This window comes from Aminobacter sp. UC22_36 (assembly GCF_044056035.1).
Taxonomy (GTDB): domain Bacteria; phylum Pseudomonadota; class Alphaproteobacteria; order Rhizobiales; family Rhizobiaceae; genus Aminobacter.
Genome location: NZ_CP171996.1, coordinates 4,784,606 through 4,810,073, shown reverse-complemented (window position 1 = coordinate 4,810,073; position 25,468 = coordinate 4,784,606). Strand labels below are relative to the sequence as shown.

Below are 25,468 nucleotides of genomic sequence, written 5' to 3'. Positions count from 1 at the left end.
GCCGCGATCAGCGGCCGTTTTCATTTCCCGGCCAGGGCTGGCCCAAGCGTGATCAGCGCCACAGCGACGACCGCGAGCCCCACGCCGATGCTCTGGATGCCGCTCAGCTTTTCGCCGAAAAAGATGATGGCGACGGCGTTGACGGCGATCAGCTGGATCACCGCCGACAGCGAAAACGACACCGACATGCCGAAGTCGCGCACCAGCCGCAGCATGATCAGGTTGCCGAGCGAATAGAGGATCAGCGTCACCACCAGCTTGCCGATTGTCGGCTCGATGCCCCAGGTCTTGGCCACCATCGCAGCGATCAGGAAGATGACGGTCGAAAAACCGAGCAGCGAAAGGCCGATGGCGGACATTTTTAGGCAAGCTCCCACGAATGCCTGGCGATTTGCTCCGAATGCCGCCTTGGCGTCAAGCAGGCCGGCGACACGCTTCGTCACTATCGCGCCATGGCGCGCAAAAACCCTCCCGTCGTGAGGCGGGAGGGCGCTTGGCTCAAGTCTTGGGAGCCCCTGATGCCATCAGGGATAGGTACACTTGCCCTTCTGCGGTTCGCCCTGCGGGCCGGGCGTGCCGGTCTCTTCCCAGTCGCCGCCATGGCCGGCGCAATAGGCGATCATCAGGTTGCACGACGCCTTGTTGTTGCAGGTCTCGACGTGGCCTTCAGCCTGGCCGCCGCCAGGCGCTGCCTTGAGGCCAAGCTGGTGCGGCGGCGGTGCCGGCACGCGGGCCTTGAGCTGTGCGGCCGACGCCGCGCCGGCAAAGGCCGACATTGAAAGAGCGAGCGTCGCGATCAGCGACGAACGGATGATCGTGTTGGTCATGCTCATGTCAGGTTCTCCTTTGGACACCTTTGATTTTGCAGCTCGCTGGCCGCCACGATCATGGGTGTCCCGGTCGGAGAAGAAGGTTCACGGAAAAAGTTCGAGCGAATTCCAGCGTCGCCTTTCGCCACGCGACATCAGGCCGTGGGCGTGTGGCAAGCCACGCCTTTCCGACTTTGATGGCGTCTCTGTCACGCATGGCAACATCGGTGCAGAGGCGCGCATCATCCAGCCTGTCAGGTGGCAGGCTGGCGTCTTTCTATAGGGATCGTCGCAACGACCCGTCCGGAAAGCGCGAGGTCGTCGTTCGTCGCCTGCACCACGAGCGAAGTCACCGGCAGTTCGGCCAGTGTGACCCGGCGCCACCGCTCCGTCAGTCCCGCGAGATCAGCCGTCTCTGCAACCGTCAACGGCTCGGCAAAATGGTAGTAGCCGATCACGTAGAAGCGGGTCGGCCGCGCACCGCAGGCGCTCTGGACGAGCGCGAACACGTCCTCGCCATCTCGGCATTCGGGATAAACAGGCAGATAGATTCTGCCAGTGTTGATCCGCCCCAGGAATGGCCCGCCGATGCGCAGCGAAATGGCGCCCAGCGGTGCGAGTGTGGTGGCGGCGGCATCTGCGCACCGCGCGAAATCCCGCTCGGAAAGGCCGCCGACGACGGTCGCATGAAGCTTGCCGACGCGCTCGCGGCCGACCTGCCAGGCGATCTTGTCGCTGAATGAAAACGAGCGAAGCTCCGCCTCGAACTGCCGGAACGTTTCGGATCTGGCCAGTTGCCCGGCATCGACGGGCACGACCAGCGAATGTCTTGATGTCTCGTAGGTCCCGTTGCGATAATCCGTCCCGTCCTTGGCGCTGATGATCGTGGGGTGGCCGGGTGCCACCAGCGGCAGGTGGGCGAGCCGATAGGCGTCGTCGAGGGTCAGGGCCTCGCCTGGACTGAAAATCCGGCGCGACGCGTCGTACGCCATGACTGTGTCGTCGCAGAATTTCATCTGGGGCAGAATTTCATCTGGGCCAGAATTTCATCTGGGAAAGTCCATGCGGCAGGGCTCCCGAGCGCGCTCATGTCAGGTCGAAACGTCTACGGCTTGACCATCAGCACCCAGTTTTCGCCTTCGCCGGTCCAGCCCTCCTTGACCATCGGCTCCGTCGCGATCGCGCGGTATCCGACGCTGTCATAGAGGTGGCGGGCGGTGGTGTTGGCGTCGGAAACGATCAGGCTGGTGCCGGTGCAGCCGGTGGCCTCGGCAATGGTGTCGGCCATGGCCAGAAGCCGCGAACCATAGCCGCGTTCGCGGGCCTCGGGCAGCGTCGCCATGACGTTGACGTACCAGCTGCCGACGGCCAGGGCCTCGAGCATGTTGAACGGCACGAACATGGCAGGGGTGTCGGGATCGGGCAGCGAAGGTACGATCGGATAGCCGATCAGGCAGGCAATCACCTTGCCGTGCTCCAGCACCACTGCATTGCGGTAGGAAAAGCTGCCTTCCTCGCGACGTGCCCGCTGGCGCCCGACCTCCCAGGGGTCACCGCCCTCGGCCATCTTGGTCCAGATATAGAGCGGCAGCCCGTCGCCGGCCATGTTGACCAGCTTGGCCAGGATGGGTGCGTCCTCCTTGGTGGCGGGCCGCGCCTCGGCAGTCAAACCCTCGTCGCTGTGAGCCTTCTCGGGCATGACACTGTTCTCCAGTCCACAGCGTCCCCTCGCTGCGGGCGGTATAGGAGCGCGCGTTGCCGGCGACGTCAACCGCCGACCTGTGTGTCTCGCGCCGGTCGCCGGCTCAGCTTTTGCGTGTGCCCAGCCCGAGCAGCCTGTCGAGCGCCAATGGCCCGCCGCCATAGATGGCAAGCGCCAGCGCCATCGCCGCCCAGGGCAGATGGAAGGTGGCCCAGCCTTCCGGCACCGTCAGCTGGATCACCGCCGTCATCAAGAGGATGCCGAGCGCGGCAAAGCGCATGCCGAGCCCAGCACCAGCAGGACAGGCAGCACGATTTCGCCGATGCCGGCCAGTGTCGCCATCAGGATCGGCACCGGATAGGGATACTGGCTGGATGTGCAGGGAAAATTCCTGGTGAACAGATGAGTAAGGTGGCAGTTGGTGATAATATTTCTGCGTCGACCGAAGTAACAAACGGCTTTTTGAGCCGAACAGGAGGAAGCCAAGCTTGACGAGGACGGATGACGCCGAACTCGCCCGGCTTTTCGGGGCGGCAATTTCAGGAGACGAAAGCGCTTACGCTGTTTTTCTGGATGGCGTGGCGCAATTGGTCCGCGGTTACTGCCGCAGGCGGATTGTCCATGGCGGTGTCGAGCCGGAGGATGTCGTGCAGGAGGTGCTGCTTGCGATTCACCTGAAACGCCATACTTGGCGTCAGGACGAAGCCGTGACGCCTTGGGTCTACGCCATCGCCCGCTACAAGCTGATCGACGCCTTCCGCCGCCGCGGCAAGCGCATCGAGGTCGACATCGCGGACTTCGCCGAAACGCTCGCCGAGCCCGAAAAGGACGAAGTGGGCGAGCGCGACATCACTCGCGCGCTCGACGGCCTGGCCCCGGTGCAGCGCAGCGTCGTTGCCTCGGTTTCGGTCGAGGGCGCCTCGATCGGCGAGACGGCCAATGCACTTGGAATGACGGAGACGGCGGTGCGGGTGGCACTGCATCGCGGCCTCAAGGCGATCGCCCGTCGCTTCGGACAGGACTGAACGGAACGGACATGGAAACGAAGGATCTGATCAAGGCGATTTCCAGCGATGCGGCTTCCCGCCAGCGTTCGCCCGGCACGCTACTGCTCGCCGCCTTCGTTGTGGCCAGCGTCATCGGCGTGATCGTCTTTTCCATTGTCGCCGGCCCGCGTGCCGATTTCGCCGCCGCCGCCGCAACCTGGCGCTTCCTCACCAAGTTCGTCATCACCCTGGCGCTTGTCGGCACATCAGGCGCCCTTGCTTTTGCTCTCGCCCGTCCTGATGCGCGGGTCGGACTGCGCGTCGCTTTGCTCGCCGTCGCACCCGCCATCCTGCTTGGCGCCATCCTGATCGAGCTCGCCACCATTCCGACGGCCGAATGGGCGACCCGGCTCATCGGCACCAACGCCCGGGTCTGCCTGACGCTGATCCCGCTGATCGGGCTTGGCCCGCTTGCCGTCTTCCTCGCCGCCATGCGCCAGGGCGCGCCAACGCGGCCCGCGCTCGCCGGCGCTGCCTGCGGACTGCTCGCCGGGGGCCTCGCCGCCACGCTCTACGCCGCCCATTGCTTCGACGATTCGCCGTTCTTCGTCGCCACCTGGTATTCGCTCGCCATCGCCATGCTGACGATCGCCGGCGCTGTCGCCGGCCGCTACGTGCTGCGCTGGTAGCAAAAGGCCCGCAAAGCCGCGCTTGTTAAGCTTTGCCGCCCCTGCTAAAGCGCGGCGCATGACCACACCGCTCGACCACATCCGCAATTTCTCCATCGTTGCCCATATCGATCATGGCAAATCCACGCTTGCCGACCGGCTGATCCAGTCCACCGGCGGGCTGGAACTGCGCGAGATGACCGAACAGGTCCTCGACAACATGGACATCGAGCGTGAGCGCGGCATCACCATCAAGGCCCAGACCGTTCGCCTCAACTACAAGGCCAACAATGGCGAGGACTACATCCTCAACCTGATCGACACGCCCGGCCACGTCGACTTCGCCTATGAAGTGTCGCGTTCGCTGTCGGCCTGCGAGGGTTCGCTGCTCGTCGTCGACGCCTCCCAGGGCGTCGAGGCGCAGACGCTCGCCAATGTCTACCAGGCCATCGACAACAACCACGAGATCGTCGTGGTGCTCAACAAGATCGACCTGCCTGCCGCCGAGCCCGAGCGCATCAAGGAACAGGTCGAGGAAGTCATTGGCATCGACGCCTCGCAAGCCGTCTACATCTCGGCCAAGACAGGCCTCGGCATCCCCGATGTTCTGGAAGCGATCGTCAACCAGCTGCCGCCGCCGCGCGAGGGCGACATCGACGCGCCGCTCAAGGCGATGCTGGTCGAACTCCTGGTACGACACCTATCTCGGCGTCATCGTGCTGGTGCGCATCATCGATGGCAAGCTCAAGAAGGGCCAGACCATCCGCATGATGGAGACCAACGCCAAATACCTGGTCGAGCGCACCGGCGTCTTCACCCCCAAGATGATCCAGGTCGAAGAACTCGGCCCCGGCGAGTTCGGCTTCTTCACCGGCTCGATCAAGGAAGTGGCTGACACCCGCGTCGGCGACACCATCACCGAGGACAAGCGTCCCACCGCCAAGGCCCTGCCGGGCTTCAAGCCGGCCCAGCCGGTGGTGTTCTGCGGCCTGTTCCCGGTCGATGCCGCCGACTTCGAGGACCTGCGCGCGGCCATGGGCAAGCTGCGCCTCAACGACGCCAGTTTCTCGTTTGAAATGGAAACCTCGGCGGCCCTCGGTTTCGGCTTCCGCTGTGGCTTCCTTGGCCTTCTGCACCTCGAGATCATCCAGGAGCGGCTCGAGCGCGAGTTCAACCTCGACCTCATCGCCACTGCCCCGTCAGTCGTCTACCGCATGAATCTCAACGACGGCTCGGTCAAGGAACTGCACAACCCCGCCGACATGCCTGACGTGGTCAAGATTGCTGCGATCGAGGAGCCGTGGATCCGCGCCACCATCCTGACGCCGGACGACTATCTCGGCTCGATCCTCAAGCTGTGCCAGGAGCGCCGCGGCATCCAGGCCGACCTGTCTTATGTCGGCAAGCGCGCCATGCTTGTCTACGACCTGCCGCTCAACGAGGTCGTGTTCGATTTCTACGATCGGCTGAAGTCGATCTCCAAGGGCTACGCCTCGTTCGACTACCACCTCACCGACTACAAGGAAGGCGACCTCGTCAAGATGTCGATCCTGGTCAATGAGGAGCCGGTCGACGCGCTCTCCATGCTGGTCCACCGCACGGCCGCCGAAAAGCGCGGCCGCGTCATGGTCGAGAAGTTGAAGGAGCTGATCCCCCAGCACATGTTCAAGATCCCGATCCAGGCGGCGATCGGCGGCAAGGTCATTGCCCGCGAAACGATTTCCGCCCTGCGCAAGGACGTCACCGCAAAATGTTATGGCGGCGACGTCACCCGCAAGCGCAAGCTGCTCGAGAAGCAGAAAGAGGGCAAGAAGCGCATGCGCCAGTTCGGCAAGGTCGACATCCCGCAGGAAGCCTTCATCCAGGCGCTCAAGATGGGCGATAACTAGCGTTCTCTTTTTCCTTCTCCCCGTTCACGGGGGTGAGGAGTGCTTGGCCAACGGCCGATCAGTCGACAATGATTTGTCGACTGAAGCGACGAACGCCCGGAGCCATAGCGGAGGGCGGTGGCCCGCAGGGCCGGATGAGGGGCGGCGCAAACGCTGCAAACCTTCCTCTCCCAGCGAGAAGGCAGTGGCCGAGTAGCGGCCGGGTGAGGGGGCTTTCGCCCCACCCCATCACTTCACCGCAAAATCCACCGTTTCCTTCACCGTACCATCAACGGCGATCTGCACCTGATAGGTGCCGACCGGCCAGCCGGCATCCGGCTTGGTCATCGAGGCGTCGACGTGGTTTTCGATCATGCCGATTTCGAAGCTGACCTCGTCGATCTTGTAGTTCGCCGGCGCAACGCCGCCTGAATCGACCGAAATCCAGCTCACGGTAAGCTTCGATCCCGAAGCGACAGCATCTGTCAGGTCGGCGGAGAGGAAAATCTTCGCCGTTTCAGGCGCAAACGTCGTCTCTGTCGCTTCCGCGTCCTCGCTGGCCGACAGAACGATGTTTTCGAACCCTTCGGCCTGCGCGTACTGCGCGAACGCCCCAACCGCCAGCAGCGCGGCTGCCCCCATCATCATCGACCGAATGCGCATGCTTTTCCCCTGGATTGAAACCGCCGCTCGCGCCCGACTCATGCGGTACGCGCCCGCGGCCGCTTGGTAGAGCGGAACGCCTGGGATTTGTCCATGAGGGCGGACTTGCGCCTGGGTTCGGCAAGCTCACCATGAGAGCTGCTGCATCGCCTTCTCCCTCACTCAGCCTGATGCATAGCGTTGTCGCCCGGGTCAACAGTTTTCCTGCAGTGCAAACTTGTATTGCATTGCAGCGTCGAATTATTCATTGCCACACGGCATAGACTGTTCTGTCGATTTACTGACACCGTGAAGATGGCTAGCCTTCCCCTCGCATTCTGCCAGAGGAAATATCATGAACTGGACTGAAAAAGATAAGAAACTGGGTATGGATCGCGCCATATCCAGGCGCGATTTCATGGATGGTGTTGCGATGGCGATTGGCGGCGCAATGGCGTTGCGCGCCATGGGGCCTGCCCCGGCGCATGCGCAAGCCGCGCCTGTCGCGTATCCGCCGATCGGCACGGGACTGCTGGGCCAGACCGATGCGGCGCAAAACGTCATGCACTCCGTCCGCGACGGCACCTTCTGGTCCAGCGCCGGTCCGGTTGCCGATAGCGCCGAGAGTTATGACCTGGTGGTCGTTGGCGCCGGCATTTCGGGCCTTGCCGCTGCCCACACGTTCCGCAAGCAGGCCGGCGCTGACAAACGTGTGCTGATCGTCGATCCGCTCGAGGATTTTGGCGGCCACGCCAAGCGGAACGAGTTCACCGCCTCCAACGGTGCAAAGCTCATCGGCTATGGCGGCAGCCAGTCGATGCAGACGCCGACCTTCTTCAGCCCCGCCGTCAATGCGCTGCTCGCCGATATCGGCATCGATCCCAAGCGCTTCGAAACCTTCTACGACCAGAAGTGGTCCGAGGATCGCGGGCTTTCGGGTGCCATCTTCTTTTCCAAGGAGCAGTGGGGCGAAGACAGACTGGTCATCCGCGCCGGCAAGACGCCTGAATGGGTGGCGCAGACGCCGCTCAGCGACAAGGCCAAGGTCGATCTGATCGCGCTGATCGATGCGCCCGGCGACTATCTGCCTGGCCTGACCACCGAGCAGCGCCTGGAGAAGCTGTCGGAGATCACCTACAAGGCCTTCCTGCTTGACCATGCCAAGGTCGACCCTCAAGTGGCCGACTACTTCGCCACCTCGACCAATGGCTATTTCGGCGTCGGCATCGATGCCGCCAGCGCGCTCGATGCGCGCGCCAACGGCAATCCCGGTTTCGACGGCATGGATCTCGGCGACGCCGTGTCCAGATACAACAGCCCGTCTGGCCGTCTCGCCTTCACCGACCCCGACGACTACATCTACCATTTCCCCGACGGCAACGCCGGCATCGCCCGCGCTCTGGTGCGTGCGCTGGTGCCCGGCGCCTTGGCCGGCTCAACGATGGAAGAGCTGGTCACCGAAACTGTCGACTACACAGCGCTCGACAAGGCAGACAGCCCCGTCCGCGTCAGGCTGAATTCGACAGTCGTCAAGGTCGCCCATGATGGCACAGCCGACAGCGCCAGCTCGGTCACCGTCACCTATGCCGACGCTGCCGGCAAGCCGGTCGGCGTCAAGGCCGGTCACGTCGTGCTCGCCTGCTGGCACCGCGTCATTCCCTATCTCACCGACGAACTCGGCACTGAGCAGATAGCTGCCCTCAACGACCAGCAGAAGGTGCCGCTGATCTACACCAACGTCCAGCTCCGCAATTGGGAGGCCTTCGACAAGCTCAAGATCGACGGCTTCAGGGCACGCGGCGATTTCTGGAGCGGCGCCGACATCGATTTTCCTGTCACGATGGGCGCCTACAAGTTCGCCGACAAGCCAGGGGATCCGGTCGTCCTGCACTTGTCCAAGGTGATGACCAGCCCGGGGCTCGCCCCGCGCGAGCAGGCGCTTGCCGGCCGCCGCGCATTGATGGTGCTGAGCTTCGAGGAGATGGAGCGCTCGATCCGCGACCTGCTTGGCCGCGCGCTATCGGGCGGCGGCTTCGACCCCGCCCGCGACATCGAGGCCATCACCTGCAATCGCTGGTCGCACGGCTACGCTTACGAATACATGCGCCCGGGCGACCGCTTCTGGCCCGACGGCCCGCTGCCCATCGAAGCCGCGCGCAAGCCATGGGGCCGCATTGCCATCGCCAATGCCGACAGCGGCGCCTACGCCTACGCCCATTCGGCGATCGACCAGGGCGTCCGCGCCATCCGCGACCTGCTCGGCACGCCGGAAGGGGCACCGGAGTTTTCGCGCTTCCCCGGCCCGCCGGCGGATAAGATCGAGCTGTGAGCTAAGCAACAAGGCCCGCCGCAGCACTTGCGGCGGGCACCTGCCAAGGCAGCTCCTCCAAGCGGGCACGTCACCTCCCAAACCGCATCACCCAGTTCAACTCCCACGTCTCGCCACCATCCCTGGACATCGCCTGCTCCCAGCGCGGGCTGGCACCAGGCGTCCAGATGAACCGCACGCCCACCGGCACACCACCTTCGACATCGTCGCCAAAAAACTCGCCGCGGCCGTTCGCGAACCGCCCGATCGTCGGCGGAAACAGCCGGTAGCTTTTGGTGTCATTCCAGTAGATCGACCACAGCCCGGTTTCCGGACTGTAGAGGCGCAAGGTCATGCCGGTGAAACCGCGCTCGGGTACAGTCATCTGGTCGAGATTGCCGCCGAAGGTGCCATCGGGTGCCTGCATCACCTTTTCGACGTGCGAGAACGCCGTAAACGTCTCCCACTCGGTCGAGCCGACGAGCCGCTGGCGCAGGCGCTCGTTGGTCACCGTCCAGTCGCCGATCAGGAAATCGAAATCATCAAAGCCGCTCATGCCGTTCTCCCCCTGGATTTCGCGCAGCATAGCCGATGCCTGCTGACAGGCTGCTGTCAGGAGATGTCAGGGGCGGCTTGACCTTGGCCGTGCTGCGGGCTCATCTGCCGCCGCGATCCCGCCACACCTTGCCCCTAACGCCCGTTGCATGAAACTGCTCGCCGCTCTCCTTGCCCTGGCAACCCTGTCCGCCTGCGCTGCCCGCGCGCCGGTACCACCCGCGCCTGTGGCCACCCCGCCGGCCGCCGTGCAGCCGGAGCCGCTGCCGGCAGGCGTCAAGCCGCTGACGGTCGAGCAGGACGAGCAGATTTCGCAGGGCTGAGCGGGGAGAGCTTCTCCACGCCTGCAACGGTCTTTCGCTTTGCCTGCTCGGGTTCATTTCTTCGCACCCCCTCTGGCCTGCCGGCGTTCGATGCTCGAAAAGCCAAGCAATTGGCTTTTCGTGCGCTGCGCCCCCACAAGGAGGGAGATCACGCTGTCATCTGCCCTGCGGCTAACCACCCGCGTCGCAAGGGGATTTATGACCGGCTCGCAGGACGAGCGCCGCCGGCGACGCGACTAATCTCCCTCCTTGTGGGGGAGATGCCCGGCAGGGCAGAGGGGGGGCGAAGGAACGCAAGCTCTCAGGATCTGCGCCTTGCGCAAGCTACCCTTGCCAGCGCCCGCCGTAGCGATAAGCTTCTGACATATCCACGGAGGCCGCGAAAAAGATGTCCAGGGGCATGGTCGAGGGCGAGAAGATCGAGGTCGGCTTTTCCGGTCGCCGCTGCATCCATTCGCGCAATTGCGTGCTCGCCAATCCGCATGTCTTCGAGCCCAACGCGCCGGGCGAGTGGATCCACCCCGACGCAGCCTCGGTCGAGCAGATCGTGACGATCGCCGAAAGCTGCCCCTCGGGCGCCATCACCTATCGCCGCAGGGATGGCGGACCGGATGAGGCGCCGCCGGTGGTCAACACGGTTCGCATCCGCGAGAACGGGCCGCTCGCCTTGCATGCCGAGATCGTCTTCAACGGCGAGACCCTCCACCGCGCCACTATGTGCCGCTGCGGCGCCTCTGAGAATAAGCCGTTCTGCGACGGCAGCCACAGCAAAACAGGCTTTGCCGCCACCGGCGAGCCGCCGCCGAAGGAGTCCCTGCCGCTTGCTGCGCGCGATGGCCCGCTCGTCGTCACGCCGCAGCCCAATGGCAACCTCAAGCTCGAGGGCAATGTCGAGATCGTCACCGGCACCGGCAAGACGGTCGACCGCGCCACCAAGGTCTGGCTCTGCCGCTGCGGCCAGTCGGCCAACAAGCCCTGGTGCGACAACACCCACAAGAAGATCGGCTTCGTTGCATGACGCGCTGAGCTGCCCCCTTCGTTTCAGACAGCTGGCCAATTTTCCTTTGTCGGGGATATCGGCTAAGCGGGACGGAGATTAAGAACTCCGGAACTCCTGCGCATGCACGCCAGCCATCCCCTCCGCCACGCCCCGCTTTTTCTCGGGATCGACACCGGCGGCACCTACACCGATGCCGTATTGTGGTCCGAGGCATCGGGCCCGCAGGGCAAGGTGCTGGCCAAGGCCAAGGCGCTGACCACCCGCCACGATCTCGCCGTCGGCATTTCGGGGGCTGTCGATGCGGTGCTGGACAAAGCGGGCGTCAACCCCGCCGCCATCAAGCTGGTGTCGATGTCGACGACGCTTGCCACCAACGCGTTGGTCGAGGGCCAGGGCGGGCGCGTCGCACTTGTCATGATCGGCTTTGCCGAGGCCGACCTCGCCCGCGACGGCTTGAAGACCGCGCTCGGCACCGACCCGCTGGTGCTCTGCTCCGGCGGCCATGATGTCCATGGCAACGCCCGCACACTCGATCTCGCTGCGCTTGCGGCGGCACTGCCCGACCTTGCAAAATCCGTCTCCGGTTTCGCCGTTTGCGCCTATTTCGCCACCCGCAACCCGGCCCATGAGATCGCCGCCCGTGACCTGATCCGGCAAAAGACCGGCCTGCCGGTGACTGCCAGCCACGAGCTCTCGGCCAAGCTCGGCGGTCCGCGCCGGGCGCTGACGACGCTGCTCAACGCGCGGCTGATCTCGATGATCGACCGCCTCGTCGCCGCCACCGAGGGTTTTCTCGACATGCGCGGCATCAATGCCCCGCTGATGGTGGTGCGCGGCGATGGTGCGCTGGTCTCGGCCGCGTTCGCCCGCCAGCGCCCGATCGAGACCATCCTGTCCGGTCCTGCCGCCAGCCTTGTCGGCGCCCGCCACATGACCGGGCTCGACAATGCCGTCGTCTCCGATATCGGCGGTACCACCACCGACGTTGCCGTGCTTGAGCATGGCCGGCCGCGGCTCGATCCCGAGGGCGCCACCGTCGGCGGTTTCCGCACCATGGTCGAGGCGGTTGCGATGCGCACCTTCGGTCTCGGCGGGGATTCGGAAGTGGCGCTGGAGGAGGGCGGGCTGAAGCCCAAAATGTCGCTCGGGCCGCGCCGGCTGGTGCCGCTGGCGCTCGCCGGCATGATGCATGGCGAGGCGGTGACGAGCGAATTGGAGCGGCAACTGCGCGCGCCCAATCCAGGCCGCATGGATGGCCGGTTCGCTGTCCGCACCGGCGTGCCTGAACATCTGGCCGCCGGGCTGACGCCGCCCGAAGCCAAGCTCTACGACACGATCACGGATGTGCCGCAACCTATCGACCGGCTGCTGACTTCCAACGCCCAGAGCGCCACGCTCAATCGCCTGGTGTCGCGCGGGCTGGTTCATGTCTCAGGCTTCACCCCGTCCGACGCCGCCCATGTGCTTGGCAGGCAGGCCAATTGGGACGAGGCGGCGGCGCGGCTAGGTGCTGAGCTGTTCGCCCGCAAGCGCGACGGACGCGGCCAGCCGATCGCCGCGACGCCGGAAGCCTTGTCCGAACGCGTGCTGGCGACGCTCACCCGCCTCTCGGCCGAAGTGATCCTCGAAACTGCCTTTGCCGAAGACGGGCTCGATGGAGCTGCGACGGTGGCGCACGCGCTGGTGCAGCGTGCCGTCGATGGCCATGAAGGCATCGCCCGGCTGTCTGTCGCGCTCGACCGTCCGGTGATCGGCCTGGGCGCTTCCGCGCCGCTGCATTATGCCGGCCTGCCACAACTGGTCGGCAACGAATGCGTGGTGCCTGAAGATACCGACGTTGCCAACGCACTTGGCGCCGTGGTCGGACAGGTGCGCGTGACCGCCGAGGCGCGCGTCAGCCAGCCCAAGGAAGGGCTGTTCCGGCTGTCGGTTGGCGAAATCCTGCGAGACTTCACCGACGAGGACGCGGCGATGGCCGCTGCCGAAGCCGAGGCGCGCGCCATCGTCGCCGTGCGGGCGAACGATGCCGGCACCGATGCGGCCGAAGTCGAGATCGCGACCGAGGTCAACGTCTCCACGGTCGAAGGCCAGCGCATGTTCATCGAGGCGCATGTCGTGGCAATTGCCGCCGGCAGGCCTCGGATAGCGGTTTGACGGCTAAATCGATTTGCACGGCGGCTGGCGCCAAATCAAATACTGCCTTGCAACATTGGACGAATTGACCCTGCGCGCTTTGCGTGCCAAACGCCCGAAAACCTTGTCTTGACCGCCCCCGCGGCGCCGGCATTCTGGAGCGCATCTCATGACCGATACTGTCGATCTTCACGGCCTTTCGATTGCGCGCGATCTTCACGACTTTGTTGTTGCGGAGGCTTTGCCGGGGACTGGTGTCGAGGTCGATGCGTTCTGGGCGGGGTTTGCTGATATCGTGCATGATCTTGGCCCGAAGAACCGGGCGCTTTTGGAAAAGCGCGACGACTTCCAGCTCAAGCTCGATGCCTGGTACCGCAAGCATGGCGCGCCGCACGACATGGCCGCCTACAAGGCGTTTTTGTCCGAGATCGGTTATCTCGTGGCGGAAGGCCCGGCCTTTGCCGTCACCACCGACAATGTCGATGCCGAGATCGCCACCGTCGCCGGGCCGCAGCTGGTGGTGCCGGTGATGAATGCGCGTTACGCGCTCAACGCCGCCAATGCGCGCTGGGGTTCGCTCTATGATGCGCTTTACGGCACCGACGCGATCTCCGATGCCGATGGTGCCGAAAAGACCAAGGGCTATAATCCCAAGCGTGGCCAAAAGGTCATCGCCTGGGCCAAGGCGTTCCTCGATCAGTCGGCACCTTTGGCCTCTGGTAGCTGGAGCGATGTCAGCGGGCTTGCGGTTGTTGATGGCAAGCTGGTGCTTGCCGCTGCTTCCGGTGCAGTTTCGCTGGGCGACGCAAGACAATTCGCCGGCTATCGCGGTGAGGCCAAGAATCCCGACGCCGTGCTGCTGTCCAAGAACGGCCTGCATGTCGAAGTGGTGGTCAACAGGGAAAGTGCGATCGGCAAGACCGATCCGGCCGGCATCTCCGACATGGTGCTGGAGTCGGCCCTGACCACCATCCAGGACTGCGAGGATTCGGTTGCCGCGGTCGATGCCGAAGACAAGGTCGTGGTCTACCGCAACTGGCTCGGCCTGATGCGCGGCGACCTGTCCGAGACCTTCGACAAGGGCGGCAAGCCGGTCACCCGCAAGCTCAACGCCGATCGTTCCTACACCGCTCCCGATGGCGGCGTGGTCAAGCTGCCCGGCCGCTCTTTGATGCTGGTGCGCAATGTCGGCCACCTGATGACCAATCCAGCGATCATCGACCGCGACGGCAACCAGGTGCCCGAAGGCATCATGGATGCGGCGATCACCGCCTTGATTGCGCTGCACGACGTCGGCACCAATGGCCGTCGCATGAACTCCCGCGCGGGCTCGATGTATGTCGTCAAGCCGAAGATGCATGGCCCCGAGGAAGTGGCCTTTGCCGTCGAGATCTTCGACCGTGTCGAGCGCCTGGTCGGCATGCCCAGGAAGACCATCAAGATGGGCATCATGGACGAGGAGCGGCGCACCACGATCAACCTCAAGGAGTGCATCCGTGCTGCCAAGGAACGTGTGGTGTTCATCAACACCGGCTTCCTCGACCGCACCGGCGACGAGATCCACAGCTCGATGGAAGCCGGCCCGATGGTGCGCAAGGGCGACATGAAGCAGGCGCCGTGGATCAATGCCTATGAAGCCTGGAATGTCGACACCGGGCTGGAATGTGGTCTGTCGGGCCATGCCCAGATCGGCAAGGGCATGTGGGCGATGCCCGATCTGATGGCAGCGATGCTGGAACAGAAGATCGCCCACCCCAAGGCCGGCGCCAACACCGCCTGGGTGCCGTCGCCGACGGCAGCCACCCTTCATGCCACCCACTACCACAAGGTCGACGTGCACGCCGTCCAGGCCGAGCTGAAGTCTCGTCCCAAGGCGCGGCTCGACGACATCCTGTCGGTGCCGGTCGTTGTCCGTCCCAACTGGACGCCTGACGAGGTTCAGCGCGAGCTCGACAACAACGCGCAAGGCATCCTCGGCTATGTCGTGCGCTGGATCGACCAGGGCGTCGGCTGCTCGAAGGTTCCCGACATCAACGACGTCGGGCTGATGGAAGACCGCGCCACCTTGCGCATTTCCTCCCAGCACATCGCCAACTGGCTGCGCCACGATGTCTGCTCGCATATCCAGGTGATGGATTCGCTGCAGCGCATGGCAGCGATCGTCGACCGACAGAATGTCGGTGATCCGCTCTACAGACCGATGGCACCCGAGTTCGACCAGTCGACCGCCTTCCGTGCCGCCTGCGACCTCGTCTTCGAAGGCCGCGCCCAGCCCAATGGCTACACCGAACCGGTCCTCCACAAGCGCCGCCTCGAACTCAAGGCACAGGCGCGGGGTTGATGTTTCAAACGGAATGCGACGCAGTCCGTGATAAATTGATGCGCATGTACGCGTTCCTTCGCACCCCCCTCTGGCCTGCCGGCGTTCGATGCTCGAAAAGCCAAGCAATTGGCTTTTCGTCCGCTTCGTGGACCGCATCTCACTCCCCACAAGGGGAAAATCAGCAATACGGGCCAGCATCATGATCCTGCTCGCCATCGACTGTGCCGCAAGCCTCTGTGCCGCCAGCGTCCATGATGCCGACGCCGGCCGCGAGCTTGGCCGTTCCGTGCGCGATCTCGGCAAGGGCCACGCCGAGCACCTGATGGCGGTGGTGGGAGAAGCACTTGCGCAAGCTGGCGTCGCTTATGCCGATCTCGGGCGGATTGCGGTGTCCACCGGTCCAGGCTCGTTTACCGGCGTGCGGGTCGCTGTATCGGCGGCGCGCGGCTTTTCGCTGGCGCTGAAGGTCCCGGCGGTCGGCGTCACCACGCTGGAAGCGTTGGCTGCGGAAACGCGTGCCCTGCTTGGCCCGACGACTGTGCTTGCCGCGCTCGACGCCGGCCGTGAGGAAATCCACGCGGCTGTCTATGACGAAAAAGGACAGGTGCTGCGCCAACCGGGGGTCCTGTCGCTGGCTGAGGCTGCCGCGATAGCCGCCTCCGGGCGGATGGCGTTGGCCGGAACCGCTGCGCGGCTGGTCGCCGACGCGGTGGCGGTCGACAAGGCGTTCGCCTTCGGTCCCCGGCTGGCGACCGCCGACATCGGCACCTATGCGCGCATTGCTGCTGGCAAGGAGCCTGGCGAACGGCCGAGGCCGGTCTATCTCCGCGCGCCCGATGCCAAGCCGCAAGCCGGCTTTGTCTTGCCGAGGGAACAGAAATGAAACTGCCGTTCTGGCCGCTGCGCCGTGACTATGCGCTCCAGCCGCTCTCGGTCGACGACAGCGCGGTAATCGCTCCTCTGCATCGCGAGGATTTCGTTCGTCCCCTGGTCGGGCGACGAGTTTTCGTCGCTGCTCGCACAGGACACGGTGTTCGGCTTTGCTGTGCGCCAGATCGGCCATGGCGCCGAGGCACCGGCAGGCTTCGTGCTGGCGCGGCTGGCGGCGGGCGAGGCGGAAATCCTGACCATTGCCGTGTCGCGTGCGCATCGCCGCTACGGCCTGGGCTGGCGGCTGATGGATGCGGTGCTGCGCGAGTTGCATGCCCAGCGTGCCGAAGCGCTGTTCCTCGAGGTCGACGAGACCAATGCGCCGGCAATCGGGCTCTACCGCAAGTTCGGTTTCCACGAGGTCGGCAAACGCCCGAATTATTACCAGTCGGCGCAAGGCGCGACAGGCGCGCTTGTCATGCGGCTCGATCTTCGCTAGCCAGAGGCCCGTTCGGGGGCGTTGAGGGCTACATGATCGGAAAGATCCGCACAGGGCTCGCGCTCGCTTGGATGGTTGTGGCCTCGCTGGTGCTCGTGCCGCTGCAGGTCATCTCGATGAAGACCGGCTGGTGGCCGGAAACCGTGATCCTGAAGGTCTGGCACCGCGCCATGCTCAGGGCGCTTGGCATGCGGGTGCACGTCGTCGGCGAGATGGTAAAGACCCGGCCGCTGATGATCGCGTCCAACCACATCTCGTGGAGCGACATCATGGCGCTCGGTTCCAGGTTCGACGTCACCTTCATCGCCAAGTCGGAACTGAACGGCTGGCCGATCTTCGGTTTCCTGTCGCGGCTGCAGCGCACCGTCTTCATCGAGCGCGAACGCAAGCGCAAGTCGGGCGACCAGGCCAGCGAGATCGCCCGGCGCCTCGCCGCCGGCAATGCGATGGTGCTGTTTGCCGAAGGCAGCACCGGCGACGGTAATTTGCTTTTGCCGTTCAAGAGCACGCTGTTTGGCGCAGCCTCGATGGCGATTGCCGAAGGGGCAGCCGAGCATGTCGTCATCCAGCCGGTGTCGATCGCCTATACCCGCATCCACGGCATTCCGCTCGGTCGCCAGCATCGTCCGATCGCCAGCTGGATCGGCGACATGGATCTGGTGCCGCATGTCGGCCAGTTGCTGGCCGAAGGCGGGCTCGACGTTGAAATCCGCTTCGGCGAACCGATCGATTTTTCGGCCAAGTCGAGCCGCAAGGAAGCGACCCGGCTGATGGAAGAGCGCGTGCACGAAATGATGCTGCAGTCGCTCGGTCAGCCGGTGCCGGCGCGGTAGAACGCCGCCTGACCGAACGGCGCCGATGCGCTGGGCCTAAACCGGCTGTTTTTTGCTGCGGAAAGGCGCTAATAGGCGCCGCATGGAACTCGATGACATCTCTACCATAGTCCCGGCAAGCTCAGCGGAGCTGGCCTCGACGGCAACAGGCTCGGCTAAGAAGGTCTTCATCAAGACCTATGGCTGCCAGATGAATGTCTACGACTCGCAGCGCATGAGCGATGCGCTCGCTGCCGACGGCTATGCCGCGACCGAGACCATCGAAGAAGCCGACCTCATTTTGCTCAACACCTGCCACATCAGGGAGAAGGCAGCGGAGAAGGTCTATTCGCAGCTCGGCCGTCTGGGCAAACTCAAGGCCGAGCGGGCTGAAAACGGCCGCGAATTGATCGTCGGCGTCACCGGCTGTGTCGCCCAGGCCGAAGGCCGCGAAATCCTTCGCCGCGCCTCGGCCGTCGATCTGGTCGTCGGCCCACAGACCTATCATCGCTTGCCGGAGGTCGTGCGCAGGGCGCGCGGCGGTCAGAAGGTCGTCGAGACAGAATATGCGCTCGAAGACAAGTTCGAGCACCTGCCGCAGCCAAGGAAGTCCGAGGTCGCCAAGCGCGGCGTCACCGCCTTCCTGACGGTGCAGGAAGGTTGCGACAAGTTCTGCACCTTCTGTGTCGTGCCTTATACCAGGGGCTCGGAAGTGTCGCGCTCGGTCGCCCAGATCGTCACCGAGGCCGAAAGGCTGGCCGAGGCCGGCGTGCGCGAAGTCACCCTGCTTGGCCAAAACGTCAACGCCTGGCACGGCGAGGGTGCCGACGGCAAGGAATGGGGTCTGGGGCGACTGCTTTACCGCCTCGCTGAAATCCCCGGCATAGCCAGGCTGCGCTACACCACCAGCCATCCGCGTGACATGGACGACGAACTGATTGCAGCCCATCGCGACCTCGCAGCGTTGATGCCTTACCTGCATCTGCCGGTGCAGTCGGGCTCGGACCGCATCTTGAAGGCGATGAACCGCCGGCATACGGCGGCCGATTATCTCAAGCTGATCGACCGCATCCGTGGCGCACGTCCCGATATCGCCATGTCGGGCGACTTCATCGTCGGATTTCCGGGCGAGACGGATGAAGATTTCGAAGCTACGATGGAGATCGTGCGAGCCACCAATTACGCCTCGGCCTATACGTTCAAATATTCGCCGCGCCCCGGCACGCCGGGCGCCGAAATGGACGGCCATGTCGAGGAAAAGATCAAGGACGTTCGCCTGCAGAGGCTGCAGCAGCTGATCACCCAGCAGCAGCATGCCTTCGCCGACGGGCTGGTCGGCATGACGATTTCGACCCTGATCGAAAAGCCCGGCCGCGAGCCCGGACAGATCGTCGGACGCTCTCCTTGGTTGCAGCCGGTTATTGTTGATGAAAAGGCCGGCGAAATCGGTGACATTGTTGATGTGCGAATCACGAAGACAGGCACCAACAGCCTGTTCGCCGAAGCGGTCTGATCGGCCGTACGGCAGATGAGGAGAGACGGTTGAGCGCTGCTGAACTCAAGAACCTGCCCTCCGGGGCGTCTGACATGGCGCACATCGTACTGACCTTCGACAACAACAAGCTAGCCAGTGCGCTATACGGCCAGTTCGACGAGAACCTGGCCCGTCTCGAACAGAAACTCGGCGTCGACATTCGTTCGCGCGGCAACCAGCTGACCATCAAGGGCAGCGCCACATCAGCCGAACAGGCACGCCGCGCCCTCGATCATCTTTATGCCATCCTGCAGAAAGGCGGCGAATTGGCCCAGTCCGACGTAGACGGTGCCGTGCGCATGGCAGTTGCCCCTGACGACCAGCTGACGCTGCCGACGCTGGAGCGCAAGGGCAAGATGGCGGCCGCCCAGATCTCGACGCGCAAGCGTACGATCTATGCCCGTTCGCTCAACCAGGACGCCTATATGCGCGCGCTGGAGCGTTCGGAACTGGTGTTCGGCATCGGTCCCGCCGGTACCGGCAAGACCTATCTCGCGGTGGCGCATGCCGCCATGCTGCTCGAACGCGGCATGGTCGAGCGCATCATCCTGTCACGCCCGGCTGTCGAGGCGGGCGAACGCCTGGGCTTCCTGCCCGGCGACATGAAGGAAAAGGTCGATCCCTACCTGCGCCCGCTCTATGACGCGCTCTACGACATGATGCCGGCCGACAAGGTCGAGCGCGCCATCGCCGCCGAGGTCATCGAGATCGCCCCGCTCGCCTTCATGCGCGGCCGCACGCTGGCCCATGCCGCGGTCATCCTCGACGAGGCGCAGAACACCACCTCGATGCAGATGAAGATGTTCCTGACGCGTCTCGGCGAGAATTCGCGCATGATCATCACAGGCGATCCGACCCAGATCGACCTGCCGCCCAACACCAAGTCGGGCCTTGTCGAGGCTTTGCGCATCCTTGACGGTGTGCCGGGCGCGGTGACGGTGCGCTTCAACGACACCGACGTGGTCCGCCACCCGCTCGTCGCCGAGATCGTCCGGGCCTATGACCGTGACGGCAAGGTCGCGCGCGGCCTCGGCACCGAGGGTTGATCGGGAACGGTTTTGGCAATGCCTGACAAGAAGACAACGCCGTCCTCCTTCGCGGAGGGCGGCCTCGACATCGATCTGATGATCGAGGAAGGCGGCTGGCCAAGCGAGGACGCGCTTCGGGCGCTTGTCGACCGCGCCGTGCCTGCCGCTTTGGCGGAAGCCGAGGTGGACGTCGTCGAGGGCGTCGAACTCAGCCTGGTTTTCACCGACGACGACAGCATCCAGAGCCTCAACGCCGAATGGCGCCAAAAGGACAAGCCGACCAACGTGCTGTCCTTTCCGGCCTTTCCGATGGCGCCGGGCGACCCGCTGCCGCCGATGCTCGGCGACATCGTTCTCGCCTACGAGACGGTGGTGCGCGAGGCCGAGCTTGAAGGAAAGTCGCTCGAAAACCACATCACCCACCTCATAATCCACGGACTCCTGCACCTTTTGGGGTATGATCACGAGACCGACGAGGAGGCCGAGGAGATGGAGGCCCTGGAGCGCCAGGCGCTGGCGAGGCTTGCCATTCCCGATCCCTACGCGTAACAGGGACGAACAACGACCGGAAGACGATGAACGACAAAACAGAGACTGCCGCCACGCCCGATCCGGGAACCGCGGCAAAGGCCTCCGACCAGACCGAGGACGGACCTAGTACCAGTGCGCCGTTACAAGCGACGCACGACCCCCAGGCCGACCGGCCATCCTTCATCGAGCGGCTGACCAGGCTTTTCCGTCACCGCAGCAACGGCACCAATATCCGTGAGGAAATTGTCGACGCGCTGGCCGAAACCGGCAGCGACGCCGATTCGTTTTCGCCCGGCGAACGCGCCATGCTCAACAACATCCTTAGGCTCCGCGAAGTCAGGGTCGAGGACGTCATGGTGCCGCGCGCCGACGTCGAGGCGATCGAGCTGTCGACGACACTGGGAGAACTTCTCGCGGTGTTCGAGCAGTCCGGCCACTCGCGCATGCCGGTCTATGTCGAAACCCTCGATGATCCGCGCGGCATGGTCCATATCCGCGACGTGCTGGCCCACATCACCCGTGGTGCGCGCGTCAAGAAGGGCAGGGCGCGCAAGACCCAGCCCGCTGACGTGCAGATCGACCTCGCCCAGGTCGACCTCAAGCGCAACATCGGCGAACTGAACCTCATCCGCACGGTGCTGTTCGTGCCGCCGTCGATGCTGGCCTCCGACCTGATGAGCCGCATGCAGGCGACGCGCACCCAGATGGCGCTGGTCATCGACGAATATGGCGGCACCGACGGGCTGGTTTCGCTGGAAGACATCGTCGAGATGGTCGTCGGCGACATCGAAGACGAGCATGATGACGACGAGCCGATGATCACCCAGGCGGGAGACGGCGTCTATGTCGTCGACGGCAAGGCCGAGATCGAGGAAGTCGCCAAGGTGCTGGGTGAGGAATTCTCGCCCGGCGAACACAGCGAATATGTCGACACCATCGGCGGCATGATCTTCAACGCGCTCGGCCGCGTGCCGGCGCGCGGCGAGGTGGTGCAGGCGATCCCCGGCTTCGAGTTCCACGTGCTTGACGCCGACCCACGCCGGGTCAAGCGCGTTCGCATCGTCCACAGCGTCAAGAGCGAGCGCCGCCGTCGCGCCAAGGCTGAACAGGCGTGAGCCTTGCCTGCCCGGGCGGTCCGCCATTTGGTGCCGCCTTGCGGTGCTGCTACACCTTCGATCCGTGATTCTGCGAAGAGGGGCACGGATGGAGCGCCACGCTGGGCGGATAATTCTGCTGTGGGGATGGAAAAGGGCGCTGGTCGCCTTTGTGGCCGGCGCCTTCGCCGTCCTGGGCCAGGCACCCTACGATTTCTTCGCTGCCTGCTTCGTTTCTTTCCCGATTCTTGTCTGGCTGCTTGATGGTGCCGTCGCCGACAGGCCGGCAGGTTTCCTGCGTCGGCTCGTGCCGGCCTTTGCCACCGGCTGGTGGTTCGGTTTCGGCTATTTCCTTGCCGGGCTGTGGTGGGTCGGCGGCGCGCTTCTGGTCGAGGCCGAGAGTTTTGCCTGGGCGTTGCCTTTTGCCGTTGTCGGCATTCCGCTGATCCTGGCCTTCTTCTACGGCTTCGCCGCGGCATTGGCGCGGCTGTTGTGGAGCGACGGCATCGGCCGCATCGCGGCCTTGGCCTTCGCCTTCGGTCTGACCGAATGGCTGCGCACCTTCCTGTTCACCGGTTTCCCATGGAACCCGCTCGGCTTTGCCGCCATGCCGACGCCGCTGTTCATGCAGAGCGTGTCGGTGATCGGCGTCACCGGCATGAACGTGCTGGCTATTTTCGTCTTCGCCATGCCAGCGCTGCTTGCCGACCGACGCAATCTCAAGCTTGGCCTTTCGCTGGCGGCGGTGCTGGTCGCCGCGCACGCCGCCTACGGTTATGTCAGGCTGGTGACACCTGCCGCGCCTGCCGGCCGCACGATCAATGTCCGTGTCGTCCAGCCCAACATCGACCTCAGCGAAAAATGGGATGGCCGCGTCCGTGACCGCATCTTTGCCAGCATGCTTCAGCTGTCGGCTGCGGCACCCAAGCCGGGCGCCAGCAAGCCGGACCTGATTGTCTGGCCCGAAACGTCCGTGCCGTTCCTGTTCACCGAGCGGCCGGACGCGCTGGTGGCGATCGGCGACATGCTGGCCGAGGGCCAGATGCTGATGGCCGGCACCGTGCGTGCCGAGGGCGAATCAGGCGCCGGCGAGGAAGCCCGCTATTACAATTCCGTCGTCAGCATCAACGACAAGGGCGAGATTGTCGACGCCGTCGACAAGGTGCACCTTGTTCCTTTCGGCGAATATATCCCGTTCGCCGGGCTGATGGAGCGGATCGGGCTTTCGCAACTGGTGGCCGGGCCGATGAACTTCTCCGCCGGGGCCAACCGGCGCCCGCTCGATCTGCCGGGCGGCCTCAAGGCGGCGGCCTTCATCTGCTACGAAATAATCTTTCCCCGTCTGGTTGCAGTTGACGCAGCGTCAACTGAGATTATGGTGAATGTGACCAACGACGCGTGGTTTGGCGACACCCCGGGCCCATACCAGCATTTCCGGCAATCGCAGGTCCGCGCAGTCGAGAATGGGTTGCCGGTCCTGCGCGCGGCCAACACAGGAATTTCCGGCATTATCGACCCAAGCGGACGAGTTGTGGATGCACTTGCGATGAATGTTCGCGGCACCATCGATGTCTCGCTTCCGGTGGCGGCCATTGGCGCTGCCCCGCCGCTGCCTTCGCGCGTTAACGGTTTCCTGATCATGTTGTTGATTGCCGTTGCGGCAAGTGGCTTGAAGCTCAGACAGAGGCTCAGGGCGAATTGACACTGCGGTTGTTAGAAACTCATATGTCGCCGCGCAGCCTGAAGCTGCGCCAATCAACGTCCACGCGCGGACGATATAAACTGCCCTGAAGTGGGTTACCTGCCCAAATAATAAGCTGGAAAAATCCGGCGAGGAAAGACAGTGGAAAAAGAGAACAAGAAAAAACCAAATCCGACCGACGTATACGTCGGCGGACGCATTCGCCTGCGACGCAATATGCTAGGTATGAGCCAAGAAAAACTTGGGGAGAGCCTGGGGATTACTTTCCAGCAGATCCAGAAGTATGAAAAAGGAACGAATCGGGTTGGAGCGAGTCGCTTGCAAGCCATCGCTCAAATCCTGAGCGTTCCGGTCGCCTTCTTCTTCGAGGACGCCCCTGGTGCTGACGGCAGCGAGCAAAAAGGCCTGTCGGAAGATTCGTCCACCTCTTTCGTGGTCGATTTTCTCTCGAGTGCCGAAGGTCTCCAGCTCAACCGCGCCTTTGCCCGGATTTCCAACCCCAAGGTCCGGCGCAAAGTTATCGAATTGGCCAAGGTTCTGGCCGACGACGAAGAGCAGTAACGCCAGGGCGCCGTGCGTCCGAACCGACGCACAAAGGGCGCTCTAGGTGTTTGAATTGCACATCGTGTTTTCGAAGATCGAGTTCGATTTTCGGGCCGATGCGCGAGGGTGGCGGCGATGCGCCGTCGCCACGCCCTTGCATTAACAAGAGTTCCGCGACGAAAGCCTGCTTGACGAGGTCTGGCAGGCTTCGCTAACACGTGTCGCGCCAAATGATCGGCATCGCGCCGATCGCTTTCCAGAGGGGACATCCCGTGCAGCGGCAGAATTATCTCTTCACTTCCGAGTCCGTATCCGAAGGTCACCCCGACAAGGTGTGCGACCGCATTTCCGATGAGATCGTCGATCTCGTCTACCGTGAAGCCAAAAAGACCGGCATGGATCCGTGGAAGGTCCGCGTTGCCTGTGAAACTCTGGCAACCACCAACCGCGTCGTGATCGCCGGCGAAGTCCGCGTGCCCGACACGCTGCTGAAGAAAGACAAGAACGGCCAGATCGTGAAGGATGCCGCCGGCCACCCGGTCGTCAATCCGTCCAAGTTCAAGTCGGTGGCTCGCAAGGCCATCCGCGCCATCGGCTACGAGCAGGCCGGCTTCCACTGGAAGACTGCCCGCATCGATGTGCTGCTGCATGGCCAGTCGCCCGACATCGGCCAGGGCGTCGACAGCGCTTCCGACCGCCAGGGCGAGGAAGGTGCCGGCGACCAGGGCATCATGTTCGGTTATGCCTGCCGCGAGACGCCTGATTTGATGCCGGCGCCGATCTACTACAGCCACAAGATTCTCGAACTGCTCGCTACCGCCCGCCACGAAAACAAGGGCGATGCCGGCAAGCTCGGTCCTGACGCTAAGAGCCAGGTCACCGTGCGCTACCAGGATGGCAAGGCCCACGAGGTCACACAGATCGTGCTGTCGACCCAGCACCTCGACGGCAGCTGGGATTCGGGCAAGGTCCGTAAGGTCGTCGAGCCCTACATCCGCGAAGCCCTGGGCGACCTCGAAATCGCCAACGACTGCAACTGGTACATCAACCCGACCGGCAAGTTCGTCATCGGTGGTCCTGACGGCGATGCTGGCCTGACCGGCCGCAAGATCATCGTCGACACCTACGGCGGCGCAGCCCCGCATGGCGGCGGCGCGTTCTCCGGCAAGGACACCACCAAGGTCGACCGTTCGGCCGCCTATGCCGCGCGTTACCTCGCCAAGAACGTGGTTGCGGCGAAGCTTGCTGACCGCTGCACCATCCAGCTGTCCTACGCCATCGGCGTTGCCCAGCCGCTGTCGGTCTATGTCGACCTGCACGGCACCGGCAAGGTCGACGAGGCGGTGCTGGAAGATGCGCTGCGCCTGGTCATGGACCTGTCGCCGTCGGGCATCCGCCGTCACCTCGACCTCAACAAGCCGATCTACGCCAAGACCTCGTCCTACGGCCATTTCGGCCGCAAGGCCGGTCGCGACGGTTCTTTCTCGTGGGAAAAGACCGATCTGGTGAAGGCAATCAAGGATGCGGTCGCCGCCTAA

Annotated in this window: 22 protein-coding genes and 3 pseudogenes; 18 read left to right on the top strand and 7 right to left on the bottom strand. The window is 64.0% G+C overall.

Annotated features, from left to right (window positions below; translation table 11 throughout):
- Positions 1-20 precede the first annotated feature (20 nt).
- From ACHMW7_RS27010 to ACHMW7_RS26990, 5 genes and pseudogenes are all read right to left on the bottom strand, one after another.
- Complete coding sequence (locus ACHMW7_RS27010; protein ID WP_395448449.1) at positions 21-359, bottom strand: hypothetical protein; 339 nt, start codon at positions 357-359, stop codon at positions 21-23.
- Between the two features lie 165 nt (positions 360-524).
- Complete coding sequence (locus tag ACHMW7_RS27005) at positions 525-833, bottom strand: hypothetical protein (protein ID WP_395448448.1); 309 nt, start codon at positions 831-833, stop codon at positions 525-527.
- Positions 834-1,063: 230 nt separating this feature from the next.
- Positions 1,064-1,801: a hypothetical protein gene (locus ACHMW7_RS27000; RefSeq protein WP_395448447.1), complete on the bottom strand. Its 738-nt coding sequence runs from the start codon at positions 1,799-1,801 to the stop codon at positions 1,064-1,066.
- A gap of 113 nt (positions 1,802-1,914) precedes the next feature.
- The gene (locus ACHMW7_RS26995) at positions 1,915-2,508 is read right to left on the bottom strand and encodes a GNAT family N-acetyltransferase (protein WP_395448446.1); all 594 of its coding nucleotides are present in this window, start codon (positions 2,506-2,508) and stop codon (positions 1,915-1,917) included.
- 106 nt (positions 2,509-2,614) lie between these two features.
- Positions 2,615-2,883: pseudogene (locus ACHMW7_RS26990) on the bottom strand (DoxX family membrane protein); the annotation flags it as partial.
- A gap of 116 nt (positions 2,884-2,999) precedes the next feature.
- On the opposite strand from ACHMW7_RS26990, the gene ACHMW7_RS26985 reads away from it, so the two are divergent.
- The 3 genes and pseudogenes from ACHMW7_RS26985 (at position 3,000) to lepA (ending at position 6,054) form a co-directional block, all read left to right on the top strand.
- Positions 3,000-3,536, top strand: a complete 537-nt coding sequence (locus ACHMW7_RS26985) for a sigma-70 family RNA polymerase sigma factor (RefSeq protein ID WP_395448445.1) — start codon at positions 3,000-3,002, stop codon at positions 3,534-3,536.
- Between the two features lie 11 nt (positions 3,537-3,547).
- Positions 3,548-4,186 (top strand): NrsF family protein, encoded by a 639-nt coding sequence (locus ACHMW7_RS26980; protein WP_395448444.1) that lies wholly within the window; start codon positions 3,548-3,550, stop codon positions 4,184-4,186.
- Positions 4,187-4,244: 58 nt separating this feature from the next.
- Positions 4,245-6,054, top strand: a pseudogene (gene lepA / locus ACHMW7_RS26975) (translation elongation factor 4).
- Between the two features lie 228 nt (positions 6,055-6,282).
- Here the strand turns inward: lepA and ACHMW7_RS26970 are convergent.
- On the bottom strand, positions 6,283-6,696 hold the full coding sequence (locus ACHMW7_RS26970; RefSeq protein WP_395448443.1) for a hypothetical protein: 414 nt from the start codon (positions 6,694-6,696) through the stop codon (positions 6,283-6,285).
- A gap of 334 nt (positions 6,697-7,030) precedes the next feature.
- On the opposite strand from ACHMW7_RS26970, the gene ACHMW7_RS26965 reads away from it, so the two are divergent.
- Positions 7,031-9,004, top strand: coding sequence for an NAD(P)-binding protein (locus ACHMW7_RS26965; protein ID WP_395448442.1), 1,974 nt, complete (start codon positions 7,031-7,033; stop codon positions 9,002-9,004).
- Between the two features lie 70 nt (positions 9,005-9,074).
- Here ACHMW7_RS26965 and ACHMW7_RS26960 read toward each other — a convergent pair whose 3' ends face one another.
- A complete protein-coding gene (locus ACHMW7_RS26960) occupies positions 9,075-9,539 on the bottom strand; it encodes a hypothetical protein (protein ID WP_395448441.1) in 465 nt (154 codons plus the stop codon).
- 148 nt (positions 9,540-9,687) lie between these two features.
- On the opposite strand from ACHMW7_RS26960, the gene ACHMW7_RS26955 reads away from it, so the two are divergent.
- From ACHMW7_RS26955 to metK, 14 genes and pseudogenes are all read left to right on the top strand, one after another.
- On the top strand, positions 9,688-9,861 hold the full coding sequence (locus tag ACHMW7_RS26955) for a hypothetical protein (protein WP_395448440.1): 174 nt from the start codon (positions 9,688-9,690) through the stop codon (positions 9,859-9,861).
- A gap of 388 nt (positions 9,862-10,249) precedes the next feature.
- Entirely contained in the window at positions 10,250-10,879 is a 630-nt protein-coding gene (locus ACHMW7_RS26950) for a CDGSH iron-sulfur domain-containing protein (protein WP_395448439.1), read from the top strand.
- A 102-nt stretch (positions 10,880-10,981) separates the two neighbouring features.
- Complete coding sequence (locus tag ACHMW7_RS26945; RefSeq protein WP_395448438.1) at positions 10,982-13,015, top strand: hydantoinase/oxoprolinase N-terminal domain-containing protein; 2,034 nt, start codon at positions 10,982-10,984, stop codon at positions 13,013-13,015.
- A gap of 148 nt (positions 13,016-13,163) precedes the next feature.
- Entirely contained in the window at positions 13,164-15,335 is a 2,172-nt protein-coding gene (locus ACHMW7_RS26940; RefSeq protein WP_395448437.1) for a malate synthase G, read from the top strand.
- A gap of 181 nt (positions 15,336-15,516) precedes the next feature.
- The gene (tsaB, locus tag ACHMW7_RS26935; protein ID WP_395448436.1) at positions 15,517-16,200 is read left to right on the top strand and encodes a tRNA (adenosine(37)-N6)-threonylcarbamoyltransferase complex dimerization subunit type 1 TsaB; all 684 of its coding nucleotides are present in this window, start codon (positions 15,517-15,519) and stop codon (positions 16,198-16,200) included.
- Positions 16,197-16,686: pseudogene (locus ACHMW7_RS26930) on the top strand (GNAT family N-acetyltransferase). Before tsaB ends, ACHMW7_RS26930 begins: the two are co-directional and overlap by 4 nt.
- 32 nt (positions 16,687-16,718) lie before the next feature.
- The gene (locus ACHMW7_RS26925; RefSeq protein ID WP_395448435.1) at positions 16,719-17,519 is read left to right on the top strand and encodes a lysophospholipid acyltransferase family protein; all 801 of its coding nucleotides are present in this window, start codon (positions 16,719-16,721) and stop codon (positions 17,517-17,519) included.
- A gap of 82 nt (positions 17,520-17,601) precedes the next feature.
- On the top strand, positions 17,602-19,011 hold the full coding sequence (miaB, locus tag ACHMW7_RS26920; RefSeq protein WP_395448434.1) for a tRNA (N6-isopentenyl adenosine(37)-C2)-methylthiotransferase MiaB: 1,410 nt from the start codon (positions 17,602-17,604) through the stop codon (positions 19,009-19,011).
- Positions 19,012-19,085: 74 nt separating this feature from the next.
- Entirely contained in the window at positions 19,086-20,078 is a 993-nt protein-coding gene (locus ACHMW7_RS26915; protein ID WP_395451455.1) for a PhoH family protein, read from the top strand.
- Between the two features lie 18 nt (positions 20,079-20,096).
- Positions 20,097-20,609 carry an rRNA maturation RNase YbeY gene (ybeY, locus tag ACHMW7_RS26910; RefSeq protein WP_395448433.1) on the top strand — a complete coding sequence of 171 codons (513 nt, stop codon included), beginning with the start codon at positions 20,097-20,099 and terminating at the stop codon, positions 20,607-20,609.
- 26 nt (positions 20,610-20,635) lie between these two features.
- Positions 20,636-21,706, top strand: coding sequence for a hemolysin family protein (locus ACHMW7_RS26905; protein ID WP_395448432.1), 1,071 nt, complete (start codon positions 20,636-20,638; stop codon positions 21,704-21,706).
- Between the two features lie 88 nt (positions 21,707-21,794).
- Complete coding sequence (gene lnt, locus ACHMW7_RS26900) at positions 21,795-23,387, top strand: apolipoprotein N-acyltransferase (RefSeq protein WP_395448431.1); 1,593 nt, start codon at positions 21,795-21,797, stop codon at positions 23,385-23,387.
- A 141-nt stretch (positions 23,388-23,528) separates the two neighbouring features.
- Positions 23,529-23,948, top strand: a complete 420-nt coding sequence (locus tag ACHMW7_RS26895; RefSeq protein WP_395448430.1) for a helix-turn-helix domain-containing protein — start codon at positions 23,529-23,531, stop codon at positions 23,946-23,948.
- Between the two features lie 212 nt (positions 23,949-24,160).
- Positions 24,161-25,468 carry a methionine adenosyltransferase gene (gene metK, locus ACHMW7_RS26890; RefSeq protein WP_395451454.1) on the top strand — a complete coding sequence of 436 codons (1,308 nt, stop codon included), beginning with the start codon at positions 24,161-24,163 and terminating at the stop codon, positions 25,466-25,468.